This window comes from Arsenicibacter sp. R0_47 (genome assembly GCF_057652235.1).
In genome coordinates this window covers 1-23,047 of the sequence record NZ_JBYFCJ010000034.1, presented here as the reverse complement: position 1 = coordinate 23,047, position 23,047 = coordinate 1, and the positions used below count along the sequence as shown (strand labels likewise).

Here is a 23,047-nt window from a genome sequence, read left to right as displayed (position 1 = left end):
ATCGAAGTGTTTGCTAATGGTTGAGCAATTTCATTGAAAATTTTGGAAAAACCTTAATTTGCCGAAGGATATAAGGTAAAGTCAAGTTTTTATAAGAATATTGCAGTCATAGTATGAGGATAGTCATGCATGAAGAATAATTGTGGTCTCCGGCAGTCTTGCCGGCAACAGGGTGGCTAATGTCCGGAGTCCATATTGCTCACACCGCTCATGGCCGGTAGCGAAAACGGCCGGAGACCGGTGGGTTTTCATCGCAGCCGGGCGGTACTGACCGGTGATGTACAGATCAACGCCACGGCTGACAGCTTCGTCCAGTAACGCCTCATTCATCGCACCGACAACAGCTACGCGTTGAATATTTCCGGTCAACTGCCCTGCCGATATCTCGAAGCCATTAAAGATGCTTTTCAGTTGATGCTCCCACTGTTGCTGCGTAGCAGGGGCTACACTGCTGATCATGCCGATGGGGCGGTGCAGGCCGTTTACCGCTTGCTTATACCCGAATTCCTCAAGGCCGGTCATCTGTAAACAGCTGGCCAGCTGGACATTATAGCCCATCGTAAGCTGTTCGTCAAACGGGAGATGATGGTAGAGAACCGGAACGGGTAAGGCGTTGGGAGAGAGCTTCCAGGGACGATGCAGCCAGACCGCATCCAGTTGCTGTTGTTTAACCCAGGCAGTCAGTCCCGGCCACGGCTCAAGGGCCAGCCCGAGGCGGGTAACCGGATGGCCGGATGCTTTCCCGGCGTAAAGGCCGCCACGTTCGTCGGTGTCGTAGCGGTCGGTGTGCATCAGCTCGTCCAGATGCTGAAGGATGCGGTTAATGGTTGGTGCAGACATAATCTATCTGCGGAGCCGCCATAGCAGACGGTCCGCAGATAGGAATAACATCGGAGAAAAGGTATTGTTACACTTTTACTAGTTTCCACTTCCCTTGCCGGAAAATGATGACGGCGATTACGGCCAGCAACGACTCGCTGATGGCGACCGACCAGAATACGCCCGACGGGCCGAAATTAAGGACTTCGGCCAGGGCATAGGCCAGCGGAATTTCGATCAGCCAGAAGCAGATAATGTTAATAATCGTCGGCGTTTTGGTATCACCTGCCCCGTTGAACGACTGACTGATGACCATGCCATAGGCCCAGAATACGTATCCAAGGCAGAAAATCCGCAGGCACTGTACTGCAATATCGACCACGGCCGTCGTGTCATTGAACACCCGCACAATCGGTTCGGCGCCGAGGTAAAAGCCAATACCGACCAGCAGCAGAAACACAAAGTTGCAGAAAGCCGCCCGCCATGCCGAGGCTTCGGCCCGGTCGGGCTGATTGGCGCCCAGATTCTGGCCTACTAGCGTAGCGGCCGCATTGGCCATACCCCACGATGGCAGAATGGTAAAGATGATGATCCGGATCGCAATGGTATAACCGGCTACCACATCGCTGCCGAACGTCGATAAAATACGGGTCAGAAACACCCAGCTGGCGGAGCTGATCAGGAATTGCCCCGTACCACCGGCGGCCAGCCCCAGCAGTTGCCGGATCATATCAGCGTTCGGACGCAGGTCTTTGCCAAAGACGGTAATGGTCTTTTTATTACCGAGAAACGCGCTCAGCTGGTAGATCATCCCGACCGACCGGCCGGCCGTTGTGGCGATGGCCGACCCCATGACGCCCATCGCCGGGATAGGGCCCCAACCAAAGATCATGATTGGACACAGGACAATGTTGATACCGTTGGCAATCCAGAGCGACCGCATGGCTACGGAGGCTTCGCCGGCCCCACGCAAGGCGCCGCTGAGCGTATATAGCAGCATAATGGCTGGTGAACTGGCAAAAATCATGCGGGTGAAGCCGGAGCCGTTGGCAATCAGGCGTTCATCGCCGCCCATGAGCCGCAGGATTTCGTCACCCCAAAGCAATCCAGGAATACCGAGCAGGAGTGAGGCCGCCAGCGAGACCAGAATGACCTGACCCACGGCCATGCCTGCCGACCGGTGATCGCCCTCGCCTACGCGGCGGGAGACAAGCGCGGTCGCGGCAGTACTGAGGCCAATGGCAATGGAATACACCAGCGTCAGGACCGACTCGGTCAGTCCGACGGTGGCTACCGCTTCGGTACCGATTTTGGCAACAAAAAACACGTCAACGACGGCGAACAGCGACTCCATGACCATCTCCAGAATCATCGGGACGGACAGCAGGAAAATCGCTTTGTTGATACTGACGGTTGTATAATTTTTTTCTGAGCCGCTCAACGCAGCCAGTAATAGTTTTAAAAACTTTTTCATGAGGCAAAGGCACTTTGCGGCCTATGATCGTGGCTTGGTGTGCCGCAGACCGATACAGCGGTTGCCGCGCAAACCAGGAGCAGACCAACGCGACACGGTAAATGCCGGATTGACAGATAGATGAATGATAAAAAAGAAAACAGGAAATTATGCATCACGGCAGGGAGCGCGTGACGGCGGTAACAGGAAGTGGTCGCCCGTGCGGGAGGCTTTGCACCCGGACGGGACTTAGCAGGTGATCAGTACCATGAACGTTTGTCGTTGAGCCGCAAAGGTAGTGATAAGTTTGAAAAGTCTGCTATTTGTAATCCATAGTTAGACAAAAGCAGTTATTTAGCGGTATCACAACAGGTTATACCCATGGACGGCTTTTTTAGTTACGGGCCAGCTCATTTGTCAATACGTTATGAATGGTTTCTACAACGTCAGGTGTCCATCCGCTGATTGTATGGACAACCCTGCCGGTCCGGTCGATGACGAAGAGAGCAGGGGAGCTTGTGACATTATATTGCTTTACGATGGAATTACCTTTGTAAACAGATTGCATCGTAACGTTTCGCAGTTTCAGGAATGCAGCAAGTTTATCCCTGACCGGGTCGTCAATTGTGTTTATGCCTACAAAAACAACATCATTCGGAGGGAAAGTATCGTGTAGTTTCTGTAATGCAATCATTTGCTTCTGACAGGGTGCACAGGCTTTATACCAAAAGTCCATCACAACGATTTTACCCTTAAGATCGGATAGTTTCAGCGAATCGCTGCCAATTACGGGGAGTTGCCAGGCCGGGGCAGCCGTACCTGCCGGTAGCAGTTCACCAGCAGTAGCATCGTCCTGTGGGTTGTATTCTTTTTCGCGGGTATACTCACCCAGTCGTTCTTTGGTAAAATCGCTTTCCGGAACCGGTCCGGCCTGAATGGCTGAGACAGAATAGTCAAAAATCAAGATCTCTTCCGCTTTTCCAATGGTTGAGCGAAGGGTAGTTAACTCGCGGACGGGCAGAAAAGAGCGGACGGATACATAACAGAACATTTCTGTCCGGTTTTTCCGGGACAACTCGCTGTCAAGGCTGAGTTTATAGCAGAGCTGACCTTGAAAAACCTCCGTACCTACCAGTTTAATGGTACGCCCTTCTACATTGTTGTGAAGATTCAGTGACCAGAGTGCTTTCTGGAAAAAGGGGTACTGGTATGCAAAGGACTTAATTTGTTTCGGATAGGTTTTTGCCGGTGTTACTTCCAGTGTCTTATCCCACGGCAGCAAGCTGAAAAGATTAACGCCATTATAGATTTGTGTATATCCGTCAGTCCGGAAAGCGGCGATCTTAAACCCTAGTAAGGTGTCTGCCGTATTTTGCCTGAAACGTACCTTAGTCGTGTGGGTAGTACGTGTCGTATCCTCGCCAACCGCAATCTTTATAACCAGGTCTTTGTATGTATACCGGCCTTCTCTCAAGTCTTTAACTGCCTTATTTATGTTACTCAATAGCGATTTTGTATCAAGTGATTGGGCGTTAAGTACAGATGTCAGGCATGTACAAAGACAAAGCAGTAGTATCTTTTTCATAGGGTCAGTAAATAGGAGTGGATATCGATTCTGGTTTGCTGTCAGCAGTTGCTGATAGTTACAGTACCTGTTTAGCGTGAGGATAAGTCATGCCTTACAAGTGACAACATCAAGCTTTTATTTGCCGGATGGACGCTGTCGGTACTGTTTTGGCTTTTGCCTTATAATTCCGGATAAACAGGCTGATCTGTTGCCGCTCTTCATTACTCGGATACCGGTTGACAACTTCAACGTCTTGCTCTTCGGTTGCTTTTAGCTTTTTCGGTTTCATACGTATAATTTAATTAAATGTGCGGCTGCTTGTGTATCGATAAACATCCTCGCTGAACTTCCTATGCGCTGTGCACCCAATAAATCGTGGTAGTAACTGATCAATCTTGTTTTTGATTCAAAGACAACAAAGCCATCATAGCCTTTTGAAAAAGATTCCTGACAGACGACAGCAAATAAGTTGCCCGCTACTCCCTGATACAAGCGCTCCTGTCCCCGGTTAAATATAGCAGATTCAACAAGGTTTACAAAAAGATGATCACCTGAATCAGACCAGCTGATGAGCCCCTGAATAACATCAGGGTTTTCCTGGGTTGTTAACTTATAAACAGTACGGTCAGCTGATTTAATTTCCTTTTTCCAGTCAAATACCCATAATTTTTTAGTTAACCGCCCGGCATCTTTACCAGTTAGTTTAACGCACGATGTTTTAAACTGCTCCCGACTTATTCTGTTGACAATCAATGTATTTATTAAAGGTTTTAGCAAAGATAGATCACCATTACAAGTGTTTATAAGGCGCCTTAACGTTTGATTGCTGCCTGATCACACCTTAATAATAATCCCTTTCCGGTACATAACCCACAGAATACCCAGCCAGATCAGGACGAAGGTGAGAGCACCGGCAAGGGAGGCATTGATAGGCTCGGCGAAGTAGGGGACAAAAAAGGTCTGGTACATCCACTCTTTGGCCCCGAGCTCTTTTCCGTCGGGTGTGGTGACGTGGATCATGTTCAGGATGCGGGGAATCAGGCCGGAAAGAAAGAAAACGGTGATGGCATTGACACCGTAGGCCACGAACGGCTTCGACCATGTGCGATAGCCCAGTACATCAATCAGGTAGTAGCAGGTAGCCAGCCCGATCATGGCCAGTCCACCCGCCAGCAGTACAAACGAGCTGGTCCACAAGGATTTATTAATCGGGAAAATGCCGTCGAAGCAAAGGCCGCCGATAGTGAGTAGCACCCCGGCGGTAAAGAGACCCGCCAGCCGTTCAGTGACAGGCTTGTCCTGCCGCCGCAGCCACGTGCCGGTCAACATCCCCAGCAAGCCGGTACCAATAGCCGGCATAGTGCTCAGCAGCCCTTCGGGATCCCATACTTTCGAACTCTTCCAGAGGTGGTTGCCCAACAGGCTCCGGTCGAACCACGCGCCGAGATTGGTTTCCGGATCCAGATTGGCATAGCCGACGCCAGGCACCGGCACCAGCGTCATCAATAGCCAGTAGCCGATCAGCAGAATGGCGGCAAGCTGTATCTGCTGACGGATGTTTGTGCGGAGGTAAATAAGGGAGCAGATGGTATACACCAGCCCAATGCGTTGCAAAACGCCCGGTATCCGGAAACTGCTGAAGTCAAAACGCGGGAAAAGATTCAGAAATGCGCCCAACCCAAACAGGATCAGCCCCCGCTTCACAATCTTCCACTGCGCACCCCGCATACCGTCTATGCCATTTACGGCCTGTCCGCTACTGCCCAGGGCAAACGTAATCGATACGCCGACGATGAACAGGAAAAACGGGAAAATGAGGTCGGTAGGTGTCCAGCCGTTCCAGGGGGCATGTTCCAGCGGCGGGTAGATGTGGCCCCAATCGCCGGGGTTGTTCACCAGAATCATGGCGGCAACGGTAATGCCCCGGAATGCATCAAGGGATAACAGGCGTTGGCGGGCCGTGCCGGCAGGTGCGGGTGTTGAGACTGGCGTTGAGGTTGCTTGCATGTGCGCGAAACGTAATGTCAGAAAAGAAAACGGGATTACCGGGATCTGTGATACTAAGTTCAGCAAAATCCCCGTAATCCCGTAATACTGTTCTAAAATTAGTACTGCCAGCGCACAAATGCCTCCATGGCTTCGTATTCGGCGAGGCCTAAGCGGTTGTATAGTTCAGCGGTGCCGCGGTTGCGTTCCTCGGCCCGTTGCCAGAACTCGCGCGAATCGGCGCCCTGATACACCACGCCATCTTTCTGCGACTGGTGTTTAAAGATACCGAACCGCTTCTTCATCACCTGATCCGGCGACATTGGTACGGCCATTTCAATCTCGTGAATGTCCCACTCAGCCCACGCACCGCGGTACAGCCACACCCAGCAGTCTTTCATGAAGTCCTTGCCTTTCAACCGGCGAACGGCTTCCATGATGGCGTCCAGACACACCTTGTGCGTGCCATGCGGATCGGCAAGGTCACCGGCGGCGTAGATCTGATGCGGCTTCACTTCTTCGATCAGCTTCATCACAACCAGAATGTCTTCTTCGCCCAGCGGCTTCTTCTCAACCTTACCGGTTTCGTAGAACGGCATGTTCATGAAGTGCGCGTTTTCGACCGGAATCCCTACGAAGCGGCAGGTTGATTTGGCTTCCCCTTTACGGATCAGGCCTTTCACATAACGCACTTCGTCGGTATCCATTTCACTGTCCTTTTTCGCACGCAGGAACGCAGCGGCATCCTGGAAAATGCGCGTGGCTTCCGGGCTGTCGATGCCGAATTTCTCGTTGAAATCAACGACGTAATCCGCAAAACGCAGCGCTTCGTCGTCGGCAACGGCAATGTTTCCTGATGTCTGATAGCCGATGTGTACTTCGTGGCCCTGATCGTGCAGGCGCTGGAAAGTACCGCCCATCGAGATAATATCGTCGTCAGGATGCGGGCTGAAAATCAGACAGCGTTTGCTGGCAGGCTGCGCGCGCTCCGGCCGGAACGTATCATCGGCGTTTGGCTTACCGCCCGGCCATCCGGTGATGGTGCGCTGCAACTGGTTGAAAACGTCGATATTAATATCATAGGCCTGACCGTACTGCGCCAGCAGATCGCTCATACCATTATCGTTATAATCGCGGTCAGTCAGTTTGAGAATAGGCTTGCCCAGTGTCAGCGACAGGTGGGTAACCGCCTTTTTCTTCATGTTGTTGTCCCAGGTAACCGAGTCAACCAGCCACGGCGCTTTCATCCGGGTCAGCCCCGAAGCAGCGGCTCCGTCAATGACAAACAGGGTATTCGGATGCGTTTGCAGGTACGATGCCGGATTGTGTTCCGTAACCGTGCCTTCAACCGCACTGCTGATTACCGGAGCCTTGCGCTCACCCCAGGCCAGCAGCACTACCCGTTTGGCGCTCAGGATGCTGGCAACCCCCATGGTAATGGCTTTACGCGGTGTCCGTGGCAGTCCGCCGAAGTCCATCGATGCCGCCGCCCGTGTCGAGTGGTCAAGCATCATCAGACGGGTGCGGGAATTGCTCAGTGAACCCGGTTCGTTAAAGCCGATATGGCCGTTACCCCCGATACCCAGCAACTGGAAATCAAGGCCGCCGGCCGCTTCAATCATATCTTCGTAATGGCGGCAGAATTCAGCTACCTTGTCATACGACACGGTGCCGTCCGGAATATGGTAGTTGCCTGCCGGAATATCTACATGGTCAAATAACTGCTCCTTCATGAAACGCCAGTAGCTCTGCAGCGAGTCGGGCTCCATCGGATAATATTCGTCCAGGTTGTAAGAAACCACGTTTTGAAAGCTAAGCCCTTCTTCGCGGTGCATCCGAACGAGTTCGGCATAAACCGTTTTTGGTGAAGAACCGGTGGCAAGGCCCAGGATACATGGCAAACCTTCACTTTGTTTCTGCCGGATCAGAGCGGCAATCTCACGCGCTACAGCCCGTGAAGCAGCCTTAGCGTCTGAGTAAATGTGCGTCGGGATTTTTTCGTACGTGATCGCCGACTGAACGGGGCCGCCCGTTGGCGTCTCAAGTACTGATGATTCGGTAATCATATCGTTGACTTTGACGATGATTGAAAGTGAATTGCAAAGTTCAGGAAAAACAATGTATTAGCGAATGTTCTCCCGGTAAATTTTTAAAATTTTTTAAAAACTAATTGATAAGGCAATCTACATCTGTAAAATGTAGATAATCAGTAGTATATGGTTTTTCGTTTGTCGTTTCCGTAAAACAGACCCGTCGCGGGCTGAATTTATCCGTAAAAACCGCACTCATTTTGACGTTTATCAAAATGGCTTACCTTTTTGTGTATTTAAGTATACCGGTGCATTGATTTAACGAATTTGTTTTATCATATTTCTACTTCAAATCATCTCACCAATTGTATGCTTACAACAATACGAAAAAAAATAGTAGCAGGGCTACTATCCACAAGTTTGGTAATAGGATTGACGACCCTCACGACGTCTGCTCAGACAGTTATTGAGCAATTAAAGCAACGTTCTGCCGATGCCAGGCTATCGGTATCGCTGTTACCGCCTGATAAAGCATTTATTGAGCCGGGGAACAGTGACCTCAGATCCACTACAGGACTCTGGAGTAAAAATGGTCTGGTTGCCATTAACGTATACGCGAGTGACGATAATGGCATTGAATTACTGCGTGCTTTACAGACAGCCGGGCTACAGGAGGCTAAACGGAATGGCCGGTCTATATTCGGCTTTTTCCCGCCGGCAAAACTGGGGGATTTAAAGAATCTGCCGGGGCTGGCGTTTGTTTCACAGGTGTACAAACCGAAACTACAGGCCGGCTCCGTGAACTCACAGGGTGATAAAGCCATGCGGGCCGATATTGCACGGGCTCAGGCCGGGGTAAACGGCAGAGGGGTAAAAGTCGGGGTACTGTCAGATTCGTATGATGCGCTGGGAGGTGCTGCCGACGGCGTTACTTCCGGTGATTTGCCTCCTAATGTACAGGTACTGGACGATTACTTGTTTGAGGATGCTATTGACGAAGGACGCGCCATGGCCGAAATCGTTCATGACGTAGCGCCGGGTGCAGATATTGCCTTTCATACAGCCTTTAACGGGGAGGAAGGCTTTGCTGAAGGCATTATTAAACTGGCCGAAGCGGGTTGTAAAGTTATTGTTGATGACATTATTTACTTCGCCGAGCCTATGTTTCAGGACGGTATTGTGGCACAGGCCGTTGATTATGTCGTGAAAAACTTCGGTGTGTCTTATTTCTCATCGGCGGGTAACAATGCCCGCAATTCCTACGAAGCTCCCTTTAAAAGCTCGGGCAGAGTACTGTCTGATCCTTTTCTGGGGACGTTAGGTGTAGCGCATGACTTTGGTACAAATGCGATTACACAACGGATTATTATTCCGGCACGAGGCTCATTTGAGGCAATTCTGCAATGGACAGACTCCTTTTATGGGCTGAACGGGAATACGTCAAAAACAGATCTGGATGTATTGGTTTATTACAACAATGTATTACGTCCTGATCTGTCCAGCCTTAACGGAAATACGTTTTCTGGTCCCGTTGAGCGCGTATCTGTCAGCAATGTTACATCCACAACCGTTGCTATTGATCTGGTTGTTGTGCGGTATAGCGGCCCGAATCCGGCCCGTGTAAAGTGGGTGAACTTTGGATCAAATGTAAGTGTGGCGTTCGATACAAAAAGCGCCACCAGCTATGGACACGCAAACGCTGAAAATGCAATTGCGGTCGGTGCCGCACGCTATACGCTGACACCGGCTTTTAATACCACTTTAGCGGCGCCGGTTATTGAAACGTTTTCGTCGGCCGGTGGGGTACCCATCCTTTTTGATGGCAGTGACGCCGCGATCAGTGCCGTTTATCGGCAGAAGCCGGAAATTGTGGCACCTGACGGTGGGAATACTACGTTTTTTTACGCAGCAAGCACCGATCTTGAGAAGGATGGAATACCCAACTTTTTCGGTACATCGGCGGCGGCACCACATGCGGCGGCTGTCGGGGCGTTGCTGATGGAAAAGGCAGGCGGTTATCTGTCGCCGCAACTGATGAAAAGCTACCTGCAGCAGTCTGCAATTGATATGGACGACCCGTTAACGCCGGGCTTTGATTCTGGTTTCGATTACCTGACCGGCTATGGGTTGATTCAGGCCGATAAGGCTATGACATTTATTCAGCAGCTGGCTCTGGTACAACCGCAGTTTGATTGCCAGACCGGTATGCTGACATTCCAGACAACCGGGGGTGATGGGTCTCCGGTTGAGTATATGGCCGTCGGAGTGACAGGCTGGACAACCAGGGCGGTTCATACGATTGATCCGGCAATTCTCGGCGATCCGAATACAAAAATCCTCAACCTGATGGCCCGGCAAAACGGACAGGTGGTGTCTTATCTGTTTAACTTCCGGAACTACTGTCAGGGCAGTGGGGCTAACCAGCCACCGGTGCTGGTCATGCCGCTGGCCAACCAGGTCGTGCAGCAGGGGGCGGCGTTCAGCTTTCAGGTTCCGGTAAATACGTTTGCTGACCCCAACAGCGATGTACTGACCTATGCTGCGGCAGGCTTACCAGGCGGGCTGAGTTTTAATGCAGCCACCCGTACGATCTCCGGCACAGTGACCGCGCAGGGCAGCTACCCGGTTATTATTACGGCAACTGATCCGGGCGGGCTGTCGGCTCAGGCGTTGTTCAGCATTATTGTATCTCCGACCGGCGGTATGCAGCCACTGGCGCTGATCGCACCCCTCTATGATTGCGCAACCGGAGCGATCACGTTCCGGACAACGGGCGGCGACGGTAGCCTGATCAATTACATTGCCATCGGCGTACAGCGGGCCTCGCTCAGCAACCCGACCGGAATCGTTGAGCCGGGCTTACGGGCCGACCCGAAACCGCTCATGATTTATGCAACTCAAAATGGGGTAACGGTAAACTACACGTTTAACTTCGCAGCCTTTTGTTCCGGTGCCGCGCGGATGTCAGCTGGTGAGCCGGCTGGTAACCTGACACTGACTGTACTCGAAAACCCGACCAGCCGGGAGCAGGTAGCGGTTGAGGTGCAGGGAGCAGCCGGTATGGAACTGACCCTCCGCATGATAAACGCACAGGGCGAACTGCTCCACGATCAGGTGATTAAGGCCGCATCGGCACGTGAGCGGCAACTGATTCCGCTCCGGCAGGCGGCGGGAGTTTATTTCGTGCAGGCGATCAGTGGTAGCCGCCGGCAGGTAGTTAAGGTAGTTAAACAATAACCGGTTTTATACAGGCAATAAAAAAAGCTGTCCGGGTTGCCGGACAGCTTTTTTAGTATCTGATCAGGAGTACTTAAACAGGCACGGCGTAGTAGTACATCCGTGAGCTGTTCGGATACATACCGATCAGCATCAGGCCTTCACCTTCTTTCACGTTAGACAGGATGGCTTGCAGATCTTTTACTGATTTTACATTTTTGCCATTTGCCTTCACAATGATGAAGCCTTCTTCGATATCCGTTTCCGCCAGTTTACCGTCGGTGATCTGTTTGATGCGTACCCCGCCGCTAACACCCAGCTGCTTGGCATCATTCTGAGTGAGGTCTTCAAACTGAGCACCCAGTACACCTAATGAGGTAGCAGCTACTTCTTCGCGTTTGATGACTTCGTTACCACCGTTCCGGTTCCGCAATACCACTTTGACATCGCGCTCAGAACCATTCCGGTTGATGGTTACCGTAATCGGATCGCCAGGACGACGACGGCCGATGATTTCACGCATCTGGGCATCTGAGTCAATGTTCTGGCCTTCCATTTTCACGATAACGTCACCTTTCTGGAGACCGGCAGCCTTGGCTGCACCGTTATCTGTTACATCGTTCACGTAGATACCGCGGCCAACTTTCGAACCCAGTTCCTGGGCTTTTTTGCTGTCCAGTTCTACCGGGATGACACCCAGATAACCCCGTTGTACGTTACCGAATTTCACAATATCGGCCGTTACTTTTTTCACCAGCGATACTGGTACGGCAAAACCGTAACCACTGTAATAACCGGTTGCAGAGGCAATGGCGGAGTTAATACCGACCAGTTCACCACGCAGGTTTACCAGTGCACCACCTGAGTTACCAGGGTTGATGGCAGCATCGGTCTGAATAAAGGCCTCTACCGGCGTGTCAACTGCCTTTTGCTGGCCGGAACCCTGACCCTGACGTTGCTGACGCTGGGCAAAATCCTGCTCCAGAATACCAATCCGGCGTCCTTTCGCACTGACAATACCGGCCGTTACCGTTGATTCCAGGTCAAGCGGATAACCAACCGCCAGTACCCATTCGCCTAATTTCAGGCCGTCCGAATCACCTAACGTAATGGCAGGCAGGTTGGCGGCTTCAATTTTCACGACGGCCAGGTCAGTCAGCGGGTCAGTACCAATCACTTTCGCTTTATAGCTGCGTTTGTCGGTTAAGACAACCTCAACCTGGTCAGCATCCTGAACCACGTGATTGTTTGTTACAATGTATCCATCCTTGCTGATGATTACGCCCGAGCCGGAAGCCTGGCCCTGCTGGCGCTGCTGACGGGGTGCCCCGCCAAAGTCATCACCGAAGAAATCGCGGAAAATATCAGGCATCTGTTGCTGACGAACGGTACGGGTCATGGTTGTACGAATGTGTACAACGGTAGGCGACGCCAGTTCGGCAGCGAATGAGAAATCACCGGGCGCACCGGCTGTAGTAGCACCGCCGGGCATAGAAACTAAGCGACTAATGGGGTTGCTGCCTGAATCACTGAAAACAACGTCCTTATTATTGAAACCCAGGAAGTTGTAGGCAGCCAGTGTTAAACCGCTTGATAGCAGCGAAATTAACGTTAATGCTTTCCAGTTACTTTTCATGGTCTATTTACTAGGGTGTATTTTACTGTTCCTTTTGTGTTATGTTCTGAAGAAATCCTTCGCCAATATAACGGAAACAGGTGCTTGAAAAATTTCAGGTATTTAGGTACTTAACAAATTTTAACAACAGCTTGTTAAAGCTACTTAATTAATCGCAATCTGGCGGGCCGCTTTGGGTTTTGCCTCTTCCCGTTTCGGTAAGTCAACCGACAGAATACCGTCTTTGTAACTCGCCTGTATGTTGTCGCTGTCTATGGTATCCGGCAGCGTAAAACTACGTTTGAACGACGAATAACTAAACTCACGGCGGGTATAATTCTCACCGTCAGTTGTCTCTTTTTTGTCTTCCTGAACGGCTGAGATAGTTAGTGTATGCTGATCAAGATTGAGCGCAAAGGCCTCTTTCGGTAAGCCCGGCGCGGCAACATCAATCCTGAAGCCGTTCTCGTGTTCAACTACATTAACTGACGGGGTCGCTGTTCCGTTGGTCCAGGCGCTGCTTACTTCGCGGCCGAAAGGAAAATTGCTGAAAAAAGACGGGGCATGATTATGGAAGCGTGCTATTGAGTTCATGGTTTTGTTCTTATGTGTTGTTGTTTAAAGACAACCATACTGTAACAAACCGTATACCAAATCAATTTTTATGACAATATGTCCTGAATCGGGGTTGTTTTAGGATTGACTTTTGCCAATGTGTCCGGATTTTAGACTTGTGACAGTATGATCTGATTCGTGTCCGGTAATCACGGCTTTCCGAAATGCTTGTCCGCAAACCGGATGTATTGTTGCCAGTCGTAGGGCGTAATGTCATGGCCGCCGGTCCGGATATGGTAACCGATGGTATGCCCGACCGGCTGATCGACCGCCGGCATAGTCGATACACCAAGTCCTTTTTTGCCAAACAGCGTCCAGACCGGTTCGGCTTCTTTTGCCCCCAGGAACTCGCCCTTCGGGTCAGCCCAATGGTCGTCTTGCGCGCTGGCTACATAAAGGGGGCGGGGGGCAACCAGGGCCAGCAGCATATGCTGGTCAGTCGGCATGGCATTTTCGTTTTGATTATAGCTTTTGAACTTGCCGACAAACCAGTAAGGAAACGAGGTGTTGATCCGTTCGACGGTTTCGCCGAACATACGGCGCGCAATCGCAGCCCCGCCCTCGCCCGAGTCGTTGGAAATGACCATGGCAAACCGCGCGTCATTGGCACCGGCCCAGAGCGCGGCTTTTCCCAGCCGTGAGTGCCCGTGCAGCATCACCCGTTTTGCATCAACGGCCGGATCGGTTTCCAGATAATCCATCAGGCGGCTGAGCCCCCATGCCCAGGCGCCGATGGCCGACCAGGCTTCGGGAGCGATATGTAGTTCATCCTTGAGTGTGGTCCGGATACCGGTCTGCCAGCCGGTTGCATGGTCGGGTTCCAGGTCACCGTAATAAACCGTCGCCGTTCCGTAGCCATGTGCAATCAGTTCCTCAACTTCCCAGCGGCTGGCCTGCATACCGCGTGCTTTTTCCGTAGCCCGGTTAGTTACCACTTGCTCATTGCGGTTTGGTAACCACCGCGTTGACAGCAGGATACCCGGGTCGTTGCTGATACAGTGATTTCCGAAAAAATTGAGGCCGGCAAAAACAGGAGCGGGTTTGGTGGTTTTGGGCAGATACAGTAATATCTCCATGTTCGGGGCATCGTCGCCGTTGCCAAAAAACAGGGTCAGCTGCTTCCGGATAGCCTTTCCGCCCAGTGCCTGCTCGTCTACTGACCGCACCACGGAGCGGATCACACGGGGTTTACCGGGCATTTGGCCATATACATGCTCTTTAAAAAGTTGCAGGATCGCCGGCCGCTGAACGGTGCTCCATTGCTTTGCCGAGGTCACCGGCTGTCCGCCCGGCAGCTGCAATACATTGGGCAGCGTGTAGGTCGGCACCTTATTCTCATCGTAATTCGGTTTAAATGCAGGTTGCGCCATGGCACAGGTGGCTAGGGTGATCAGGATAGCTGAAAGCCGTATTTTCACAGGAATAACGTTTCGTTTATATGCAGAAAAGGCTGAAAACCTGTTTATTTACCGCTGTTTTCACGGTATAAACTGACAAGCCATGACGATTACCTTCCGCAACGACCGCCTGGATGATTTTATCAATGTATTACGTGAGGTCGGACAGTGGCTGATCGACAACGGGCAGGTCATGTGGGATATACAGGACCTGTCGGTAGAAACGCTGGTCGATGACTTTACGCGGGATAACTGCCATGTAATGTATGTCGACGGGATACCGGCCGCTACGTTTATTCTCCAGTGGAAAGATCCGCTTTATTATGATAATGTCCCTGACGGCACGGCCGGTTTTGTGCATAAAGTTGCTATTCGCCGCACCTTTGCCGGGCAGAATCTCTTTCAGTGGATGCTTGATTTCTGTCTTGCGGAGGGACGAAAAAAGGGCGTTCGCGAAATCCAGCTTGAAACGGATGCGACACGCCCTAAATTAATGGCTCAGGATGAACGCTACGGATTTGAGCCTACCTATCGCCGGTCTATTGAAGAGTTTGGTAAGGTATATTACTGTCAGTATTACCGAATGGCCTGCTTACCGGAGCAGTGACAGGTTAAAGCTGAAATCAGGCAGAATAGCCTCACCGGATAAATGATTGTCGAACCCCTGAACGACGCTGACCGAACCATCCTTACGGTAAATGTAAGCCGTTTCTGTTTTCGGATAGATAAGCCAGCCAAGCAGACAGCCATTATCCATGTATTCCAGCATCTTTTTACGGCCCTCTGTGAGTGAGTCTGACTCCGAAAGCAATTCTACCAGGAAGTCCGGGCACAAGGGCGGGAATTTTTTACGTTCTTCTGCTGTCAGGGCATTCCGGCGGTCAGCTGAGACCCATGCAATATCCGGCGACCGTGTGGCACAGTTCGGTAACCGGAAACCGGTTGACGAATCATAGACAAAGCCTGTCCGGTCTTTGCGGTTCCACAATACCAGTTCTGCATTTAACTCGCTGTTGCGTTCGCCGGTTTCACCGCCTGTTTGTCCCATAATGTCAATGTTACCCAACGCATCCCGCTCAAACTTGTAGTCAGGATTGTCCTGACAGAAGTAGTAAAACTCATCATCCGTCATTTGTCGGATTTCCTCGGCCAGACGATGGTGATCGCCTGGCTCAAGCTGAATCGGTAGTTGTAACTGAATCGTAGGCATGAGCGGATGCAGGTTAGCTGGTCAAATATAAGCATTTATCCCTTCATAAACCGGACGAGGGCGATCTCAAACAGCAGGAAACCGAGTGCTGCCAGCAGGAAATATTTCCAGAGGCTTTTGCCCAGATTTTCCTGTTCCAGTACCTGGACAAAATCATTGTCGGTAATACTGTCGAATACTTCTACATTCGGTTGCCCGCTGAAAGCCTGCCGCAGCTCATCGGCAGAATAGAAACTCATTGCCGACTCTTCGTTGCCGTGGTTCAGAGCCAGCAAACGCTCTGTTTTACCATTGTTATCCTGAAGTTCGTAGTAGCCGGCTTCTACGTCCTGACCGGCAGCCAGCTGATTACTTTTCGGCATTTCGAGCACCAACTGATTGCCGATAACCCGCTGCACCGGAATAATCTCCAGTTTATCTTTCTTCAGTTTGTAAACCGCCTTTTCCGATGGGTTGGCGACCGGAATTGTCACTACGTTTTCATCGAACGAATAAGCGCTCCGCTGTGCCTGTACGCTCAGTGCGGCGATTTTGTACATAATCGGCACAAACAGCGCGTGCTCAGCCAGATTACCGTACTGGTTGCCTAGCGGATTGGCAAAGACATATACCTTGCCCTGCCGGCCGTTTGTATTGCCAACGGTTGTCTGCGTCAGGAACGGGTTGCCGTCGCGGATGGCCAGCAGGCGCTGACCGGCATTCCAGCGCCACACCGGTAAGGCGCCCGGTAAATTGAGCGGCTCCGATTGAAAACTTTGTTGGAACACATCCGCAAAGAACGGGTTGCGCCGGTCGGGGTCGTTGAGGGGCAGGGTAGGCGCATTGGCCGCCGGTGGTGTCACCTGCAGGCCGCTGATGCCCAGACCGGCCAGGAATGGCCCGTAGCTGTTTACATCCGGTGTCGGCGGCGGAATAACGGCTAAACTGCCGCCCTGGCGGACAAAGCGGTCCAGCTCGGTACGAAGTGTACCGGCAATCTGGCTGACGCCTTCCAGCACAACCAGATCCGTTTCTTTTAACTGACCGACATCAAAGTTCTGTGCAGAAAAACTCCGGCGGACAAACAGACTGTCGTTTGAGTATACGGTCGATACATAATCGACACCGTTGCCGCCCGCCCGTTCGCCATACAGGTGCAGCACCCGGATTGAGGGCGAGGCTTCAATGACAAAGTAATATTCGTTGTCGAACGTGATCGGGTAATCTTCGAACACAATCCGGCCGCGGTGGTAGCCTTTCGACGTTACGTTGAAGTTCAGGGCGATGGTCGCGCTACCTTCGCTGTCGAGGTTGGCCGTACCGGTCGAGGTTTGTGTATTGTCAATATAAAGCCGGACCGGCAGGTTTTTGACCGTTTCGCGGCCACCGTTGCTGAGTTTAATGTTGAGGCTGTTGTTCTGCATTTCCCGGATAAACGGCGTACCCAGCCAGACAGAATCTACATAGACGTTTTTGGTCTGTTTGGCATTCATCGGCACCAGAAAAACACGGTCGGAGGTATCCGTCTTGAGCCGCGAGAGCTCACCGGCTGTGCTTTTCTGAAAATCCGAAAACCAGAACAGCTGATTTTTGCCGCCCGGGTTCAGGGTGGCCATCAGGTTGCGCTGCCGCCGGTAAACCGATTCGAGGCTACGGGGCGTATGGGCAAACCGCACCGAAGTGACCCGGTCGCGGATGGCTTCGGCACTGCCCGGCCGCTGTTCGTCGGCCGAAAAGTCGTTCGTAATCAACTGGAGAGAGGTAGCGTTCCGGAACAGCGTCAGCAGCTCATCGAGCTTGCCGGTGGCCATATCCAGATAGCGTTTTTCATTCTGCTCGTTCTGCATACTGTACGAATTATCAACGTACAGGCTGGTAACGCCCTGACGGGACAAGCCAAGCTTACTCTTGCTGGGAATAAACGGCTGGGCAAATGCCAGTGCCAGACACGCCAGAAACAGGCAGCGCGCCAGCAGGATCAGCAAATGCTTCAGCCGACGGAACGACTTGGTTTCTGTCTGAACATTCTTCAGTAACGCAACATTCGTAAACAGAACCCGGCGTGTCCGGCGAAAGTTGAACAGGTGAATGGCAATGGGTACAGAAACGGCCAGCAGGCCAAAAAGAAACTGAGGATATAAAAAGTTCATCAGGTTGCCTTGAACGAATACAGCTTACAAATGCAGTCAGTAAGTGACTAAAAACGTAATATAAATGAGAAACCCAAAAATAGCTAACGATTTCCGGACCTAAATTAGTGATGTAGTGGCAATAATCATGCAGAATATCCCTGGTTTAACGTCCCAGCAGCCCGGAAACTGTATTTATGGTCAATGCAACAATTAATGCGTTAAATACAAATGACAGTAAGCCATGTAACAAAGCCAGCCGGCGCATGGGTTTCGACGAAATCTGTACATCCGAAACCTGACTGGTCATGCCGATCACAAAGGAGAAATAGGCAAAGTCCAGATAGTCCGGTGCCTCGTCATCCGGAAAGTCCAGTCCGCCGGATTTGCCCTTCTGCGTACTGTCATAATAGACATGGGCGTAATGAATAGTGAAAAGCGTATGCACCAGAAACCATGAACACGAAATAGAACACAGCGACAGAATAATATGCACGACAATCTTGTCCTGTGGTTCGTTCTGGACAGAGCTGATGAGGTACATCACGGCAAACAGACTAACCATGGCCGCTACTACAACCAATGTATAGATCAGTGACCGGTTTGAATCCTGTACTTGTACGCGCCTGCGGATATCTGCCGGATGCGCCTGAAAAATGGTAGTCCAGGTCAGCGACAGGGCTGTTCCTGCATAGCAAATCCAGGCAATGACCGCCTGCGCAATCCACGGTAAGCTTCCGTGAATTACCAGCAGGGATAAACCTGCAACGGCCAGGCCGATCAGCAGACGCTGGTGCGCGTCGAGGTGAATGATGGTATGCCGGAGCCTGTTGGTCATATACATATTATACCCGTGGTTTCCAGGCGACCTCTTCGCTGCCTAGTTCCTGTGTCATTTTACGGCTGAGAACAAACAGGTAATCTGACAGCCGGTTCATGTACTGAATCACCAGCTCATCCACCGGACTCTGTTCGCTGAGGTGAATCACGAGCCGTTCGGCACGGCGGCAAACCGTACGGGCCAGGTGGCAATATGATACCGAGGCATGACCGCCCGGCAACACAAAGGCGCGGAGTGGCGGCAGGCTGGCATCCATGTCGTCCATTGCCTGTTCAAGCAGCGTAATGTCGTCCTGAATAATATCAGGAATCGCTTTTTTGACGGCTTTTTCGGGGTCAGTAGCCAGCGAGGCCCCAACCGTAAAGAGCCGGTCCTGGATTTCCTTCAGCAGTTCTTTCCGTGATTCATTAACAGGCTGATCCCGAAGGAGACCAATCCACGAATTCAGCTCGTCGACGGTCCCGTAAGCGTCAATCCGCAGATCGGCCTTGCTGACCCGCCGGCCGCCAATGAGTGAGGTCTGTCCCTTATCTCCCGTTTTCGTGTAAATCTTCATCAGTCAATTATAATCCTTAATCCGGCCGTAAATATGCGGTTAAATACAGACAAACTCAGGCTATCTATAAATATCTGTGTAAATCCGGTTAATCTGTGGCTAACTTTGCACCTCAATTAACAGAACTGATTCCTGTGCGTCAGGCCGGAGCGGAGCCAACACCGTATACTGCTACGCTTTTGCCGGATGTCACATTACTAATGTATTATGAAAGTAGGAACGTTTTTTGTCCGCGTATGGCGTTTCGGCTCTATTCTTGGCGTAGCTATTTCACTAATCAGTTGTTACATAGCTTACCCGGCCGAAGTGGCTGTATTGTTCAACGAAATAGGTCAGGCAACGAAGTACATCGATCGTGAAACGATTTTTTATGCCAGTGTTGCCCTGTTCCTGATCAATAACACGCTGATTAACTCAATCGCGCGTCTGTTTCCGAAACTGCCGGACGACCGGCTGCCGTTTGCTCCGGTCTGGATTGCTCATCGCGACCAGTTAAATGAAGTAATGCTGAACTGGTTTTATGCCCTCATGGCGGCCATCAATACGATTCTGGCCCTCGCGTTGTTTGTATTGTCGATGCTGAACCGGTCGGATATTCAGAACGACAGCCTGAACTACAGCTGGCTGCTGCCGTTGAGTACCGCCATTATTGCCATTGTCTTTATTTCGCTACCCGTGCGGATTCTGCTGATGAAGCCGGATGCGGAAGAAGTCCTCAGTTAAGCGGGTAAGTATATAAGGATATGGAGGAGTTGAGTAATAAACAGTTTCTGTATGACCTGCCCGATGAGCGGATTGCCCGTTTTCCGCTGGCAGGGCGGGATCAGTCGAAACTGTTGGTGTATCAGGGAGGGCAGATCAGCCATGCGCATTTTTATGAGCTGGCCGATTGGGTGCCCCCGCAAAGCTATCTGGTTTTTAATAATACGAAAGTAATACCGGCCCGGCTGTTGTTCACACGGGCAACGGGGGCAGTAATTGAACTGTTTCTGCTGAATCCGGATCCTGCCGACCGCTCTATGAGTGAAGCCATGCAGGATACGGCAACGACAGTCTGGCAATGCATGATCGGTAACCGGAAACGCTGGAAAGACGATGAAGTATTGCAGGTACAGATCCCGGCCGGAGACCGGAGCATTATCTTGTCAGCAGTGCTGGAAGATAAGGAGAAGTCGCTCGTCCGGTTCAGCTGGCAACCTGTAGCGGAGTCCTTCGCACAGGTCATTCAGCTGGCCGGTCAGATGCCGTTGCCGCCGTATCTGAAGCGCGATGCAACCCGGGCCGACGAAGACACCTATCAGACAGTTTATTCAAGGGAAGAGGGAGCCGTTGCCGCGCCGACTGCCGGCCTGCATTTTACGGACCGGGTATTTACCACACTGGCTGCGAACGGAATCAGTCATGATTTTCTGACGCTGCACGTGGGCGCCGGAACGTTTCAGCCGATTAAAACGGATAATGTACGGGAGCACCGGATGCATGTTGAGCAGGTAGTATACACCCGCCTGAACGTACAGAACCTGATTGCGCATGCCGGGCATCTGTTGCCGGTTGGTACCACCTCGATGCGTTCGCTGGAAAGTTTATACTGGATGGGCGTAAAGCTGATCCGGCAGGAGGCCGACCCGTTCCGTCTGGATCAGCACTATGCCTATACCGTTCCAGAGCCGGAGCGACCGGCAGTGGCTGATGCCCTGAAGGCTGTATTAATGTATATGGATGATACACACAAAGAGCAGGTAATTGCACATACGGGTATTTACATCATGCCGGGTTACCGCTTTATGATGTGCCGGGGTATCATAACCAACTTCCATCAGCCAAACTCAACGCTGATTCTGCTGGTTGCTGCGCTGCTGGGTGACGACTGGCGTAAGGTCTATGAAGCAGCCCTTGCCAATGACTACCGGTTTCTGAGCTACGGTGATTCCTCCCTGCTGTTACCATAAACTACTATTTTATGAATTTCATTGAAGAACTACGCTGGCGGGGCATGTTACACGACATGACTCCCGGCACTGAAGAGCAACTTGTAAAGGAAATGACCGCCGGCTATATCGGCTTTGATCCGACGGCTTCGTCACTGCATATCGGTAACCTGGCAACAATCATGCTGCTCGTACACTTGCAGCGGGCCGGTCATAAACCATTCGCACTGGTAGGCGGTGCTACCGGAATGATCGGTGACCCGTCCGGTAAAGCGGCTGAACGGGAGTTTTTGTCAGAAGAAACACTCCGCAGAAACCAGGACGGTATTAAGGCCCAGCTGGAGAAGTTTCTGGATTTCGACTGTGGCGCCAACTCGGCCGAAATGGTTAATAACTACGATTGGTTTAAGGATATCTCCTTCCTGGGCTTTTTACGGGAGGCCGGCAAGCACATTACCGTCAATTATATGATGGCAAAGGATTCGGTGAGAAAACGGCTGGAAACCGGGATTTCCTTTACTGAATTCTCCTACCAGATGTTACAGGGGTACGATTTTCACTGGTTATATAAGCATAAAGGTGTACGCCTCCAGATGGGGGGCTCAGACCAATGGGGAAATATCACGACAGGAACCGAACTGATCCGCCGGATTGATAATGCAACCGGCGGACACCAGGAAGAAAGTAAAGCATTTGCCCTGACTACGCCGCTGGTGACGAAATCAGACGGAACAAAATTCGGCAAGAGTGAAAGCGGCAACCTGTGGCTGGATGCAGGCATGACGACGCCTTACCAGTTTTACCAGTTCTGGATTAATGCAGCCGACGAAGATTGTGGCCGGTTAATCCGTGTGTATACCTTATTACAGAAAGACGAGATCGAAGAACTGGAGCGTCAGCATGCCGAAGCCCCGCACTTACGGATTCTGCAAAAAGCGATTGCCAAAGACGTAACGACCCGTATTCATTCGGAGGCAGGTTATGAACTGGCAGTAAAAGCGTCTGAAGTACTGTTCGGAAAAGCAACCCTGGAAACACTGCGGTCTATTAAAGCCGATGAATTTGACGTAATCTTTGACGGGGTCCCGCAAACGGAGGTCACAGAAGCGGAACTGGCCGGAGCGCAGAATATAACGGACCTGTTATCTGTAGCGTCGAAAGGCGAAGTTTACGCGTCGAAAGGCGAAGCACGTCGGGCAATTACACAAAATGCAGTCAGTCTGAACAAAATAAAGGTATCAGATCCGAATGCATTGCCTGATTTGGAGTGGTTGCAGGGTAAATATCTACTTATATCGAAGGGCAAAAAGAACCACCTTTTGAAAAAAGTATAAAATAATACGCCGGCCAATCTGCTATAAACCAGTAGATTGGCCGGATTGTTTTCAATTCTGAAAACTTTTTTCAGAAAAAGGCTTGACAAAAGGGTGAAAAATGCCCTACCTTTGCAGTCCCAAATGAGGGAAACGGTTGAGAAAACAAAGCAAATGCGCTGAATATCAACCAATTGTTGACAAGTTGTTCTTCGAAAGATTCGAAAAAAATATTTTGAAAAACACTTGACAATGAATTTGAAAAGTACTACTTTTGCACTCCCAAATGAGGGAACGCAGCCGACACGAAAGAGTCATCCTGATACGGCGTTTGACAAGCTGAATTTCGAAATAAAAGTTAAAAAAAATATTTTGAAAAACACTTGACAACGA

Annotated in this window: 19 protein-coding genes; 5 read left to right on the top strand and 14 right to left on the bottom strand. The window is 51.1% G+C overall.

From position 1 onward, the window contains the following. Positions 1–123: 123 nt before the first annotated feature. The 7 genes from AC23NW_RS31195 to nagB all read right to left on the bottom strand — a co-directional run bounded on the left by AC23NW_RS31195 (position 124) and on the right by nagB (position 7,891). Positions 124–840: a Nif3-like dinuclear metal center hexameric protein gene (locus AC23NW_RS31195; RefSeq protein WP_487454466.1), complete on the bottom strand. Its 717-nt coding sequence runs from the start codon at positions 838–840 to the stop codon at positions 124–126. 67 nt (positions 841–907) lie between these two features. Then, positions 908–2,293: an MATE family efflux transporter gene (locus AC23NW_RS31190; protein ID WP_487454465.1), complete on the bottom strand. Its 1,386-nt coding sequence runs from the start codon at positions 2,291–2,293 to the stop codon at positions 908–910. A gap of 373 nt (positions 2,294–2,666) precedes the next feature. Further along, positions 2,667–3,857 carry a TlpA family protein disulfide reductase gene (locus tag AC23NW_RS31185; protein WP_487454464.1) on the bottom strand — a complete coding sequence of 397 codons (1,191 nt, stop codon included), beginning with the start codon at positions 3,855–3,857 and terminating at the stop codon, positions 2,667–2,669. A 109-nt stretch (positions 3,858–3,966) separates the two neighbouring features. Continuing rightward, the gene (locus tag AC23NW_RS31180; RefSeq protein ID WP_487454462.1) at positions 3,967–4,128 is read right to left on the bottom strand and encodes a hypothetical protein; all 162 of its coding nucleotides are present in this window, start codon (positions 4,126–4,128) and stop codon (positions 3,967–3,969) included. Further along, positions 4,125–4,592, bottom strand: a complete 468-nt coding sequence (locus tag AC23NW_RS31175; protein ID WP_487454461.1) for a hypothetical protein — start codon at positions 4,590–4,592, stop codon at positions 4,125–4,127. Before AC23NW_RS31175 ends, AC23NW_RS31180 begins: the two co-directional genes overlap by 4 nt. A gap of 81 nt (positions 4,593–4,673) precedes the next feature. Then, positions 4,674–5,846 (bottom strand): acyltransferase family protein, encoded by a 1,173-nt coding sequence (locus AC23NW_RS31170; protein ID WP_487454459.1) that lies wholly within the window; start codon positions 5,844–5,846, stop codon positions 4,674–4,676. Between the two features lie 98 nt (positions 5,847–5,944). Continuing rightward, complete coding sequence (nagB, locus tag AC23NW_RS31165) at positions 5,945–7,891, bottom strand: glucosamine-6-phosphate deaminase (protein ID WP_487454458.1); 1,947 nt, start codon at positions 7,889–7,891, stop codon at positions 5,945–5,947. Between the two features lie 384 nt (positions 7,892–8,275). Here nagB and AC23NW_RS31160 point away from each other — a divergent pair, with 384 nt between their 5' ends. Next, positions 8,276–11,092, top strand: a complete 2,817-nt coding sequence (locus AC23NW_RS31160) for a putative Ig domain-containing protein (RefSeq protein WP_487454456.1) — start codon at positions 8,276–8,278, stop codon at positions 11,090–11,092. A 73-nt stretch (positions 11,093–11,165) separates the two neighbouring features. Here AC23NW_RS31160 and AC23NW_RS31155 read toward each other — a convergent pair whose 3' ends face one another. From AC23NW_RS31155 to AC23NW_RS31145, 3 genes are all read right to left on the bottom strand, one after another. Continuing rightward, complete coding sequence (locus tag AC23NW_RS31155) at positions 11,166–12,707, bottom strand: Do family serine endopeptidase (RefSeq protein WP_293842755.1); 1,542 nt, start codon at positions 12,705–12,707, stop codon at positions 11,166–11,168. A gap of 144 nt (positions 12,708–12,851) precedes the next feature. Continuing rightward, on the bottom strand, positions 12,852–13,280 hold the full coding sequence (locus tag AC23NW_RS31150; protein ID WP_293842754.1) for an Hsp20/alpha crystallin family protein: 429 nt from the start codon (positions 13,278–13,280) through the stop codon (positions 12,852–12,854). Between the two features lie 170 nt (positions 13,281–13,450). Continuing rightward, positions 13,451–14,719: a glucuronyl esterase domain-containing protein gene (locus tag AC23NW_RS31145; protein ID WP_487454454.1), complete on the bottom strand. Its 1,269-nt coding sequence runs from the start codon at positions 14,717–14,719 to the stop codon at positions 13,451–13,453. Between the two features lie 82 nt (positions 14,720–14,801). Between AC23NW_RS31145 and AC23NW_RS31140 the strand changes: the two genes are divergently transcribed. Beyond that, positions 14,802–15,305, top strand: coding sequence for a GNAT family N-acetyltransferase (locus AC23NW_RS31140; RefSeq protein WP_487454452.1), 504 nt, complete (start codon positions 14,802–14,804; stop codon positions 15,303–15,305). On the opposite strand, the gene AC23NW_RS31135 is transcribed toward AC23NW_RS31140, so the two are convergent. The 4 genes from AC23NW_RS31135 to AC23NW_RS31120 all read right to left on the bottom strand — a co-directional run bounded on the left by AC23NW_RS31135 (position 15,291) and on the right by AC23NW_RS31120 (position 19,413). Beyond that, positions 15,291–15,908, bottom strand: a complete 618-nt coding sequence (locus tag AC23NW_RS31135; RefSeq protein ID WP_487454450.1) for a Uma2 family endonuclease — start codon at positions 15,906–15,908, stop codon at positions 15,291–15,293. The genes AC23NW_RS31140 and AC23NW_RS31135 overlap by 15 nt on opposite strands. A 35-nt stretch (positions 15,909–15,943) precedes the next feature. After that, positions 15,944–18,037 carry a BatA domain-containing protein gene (locus AC23NW_RS31130; protein WP_487454448.1) on the bottom strand — a complete coding sequence of 698 codons (2,094 nt, stop codon included), beginning with the start codon at positions 18,035–18,037 and terminating at the stop codon, positions 15,944–15,946. A 145-nt stretch (positions 18,038–18,182) separates the two neighbouring features. Beyond that, complete coding sequence (locus AC23NW_RS31125; RefSeq protein WP_487454446.1) at positions 18,183–18,854, bottom strand: DUF1345 domain-containing protein; 672 nt, start codon at positions 18,852–18,854, stop codon at positions 18,183–18,185. Between the two features lie 7 nt (positions 18,855–18,861). After that, positions 18,862–19,413, bottom strand: coding sequence for a cob(I)yrinic acid a,c-diamide adenosyltransferase (locus tag AC23NW_RS31120; RefSeq protein WP_293842748.1), 552 nt, complete (start codon positions 19,411–19,413; stop codon positions 18,862–18,864). A 207-nt stretch (positions 19,414–19,620) separates the two neighbouring features. Between AC23NW_RS31120 and AC23NW_RS31115 the strand changes: the two genes are divergently transcribed. The 3 genes from AC23NW_RS31115 to tyrS are packed head-to-tail and all read left to right on the top strand — an operon-like array spanning position 19,621 to position 22,675. Further along, the gene (locus AC23NW_RS31115; RefSeq protein ID WP_293842747.1) at positions 19,621–20,136 is read left to right on the top strand and encodes a hypothetical protein; all 516 of its coding nucleotides are present in this window, start codon (positions 19,621–19,623) and stop codon (positions 20,134–20,136) included. A gap of 20 nt (positions 20,137–20,156) precedes the next feature. Then, a complete protein-coding gene (locus AC23NW_RS31110; RefSeq protein ID WP_487454444.1) occupies positions 20,157–21,362 on the top strand; it encodes an S-adenosylmethionine:tRNA ribosyltransferase-isomerase in 1,206 nt (401 codons plus the stop codon). Positions 21,363–21,373: 11 nt separating this feature from the next. Continuing rightward, a complete protein-coding gene (tyrS, locus tag AC23NW_RS31105; protein ID WP_487454442.1) occupies positions 21,374–22,675 on the top strand; it encodes a tyrosine--tRNA ligase in 1,302 nt (433 codons plus the stop codon). Positions 22,676–23,047: the final 372 nt, after the last annotated feature.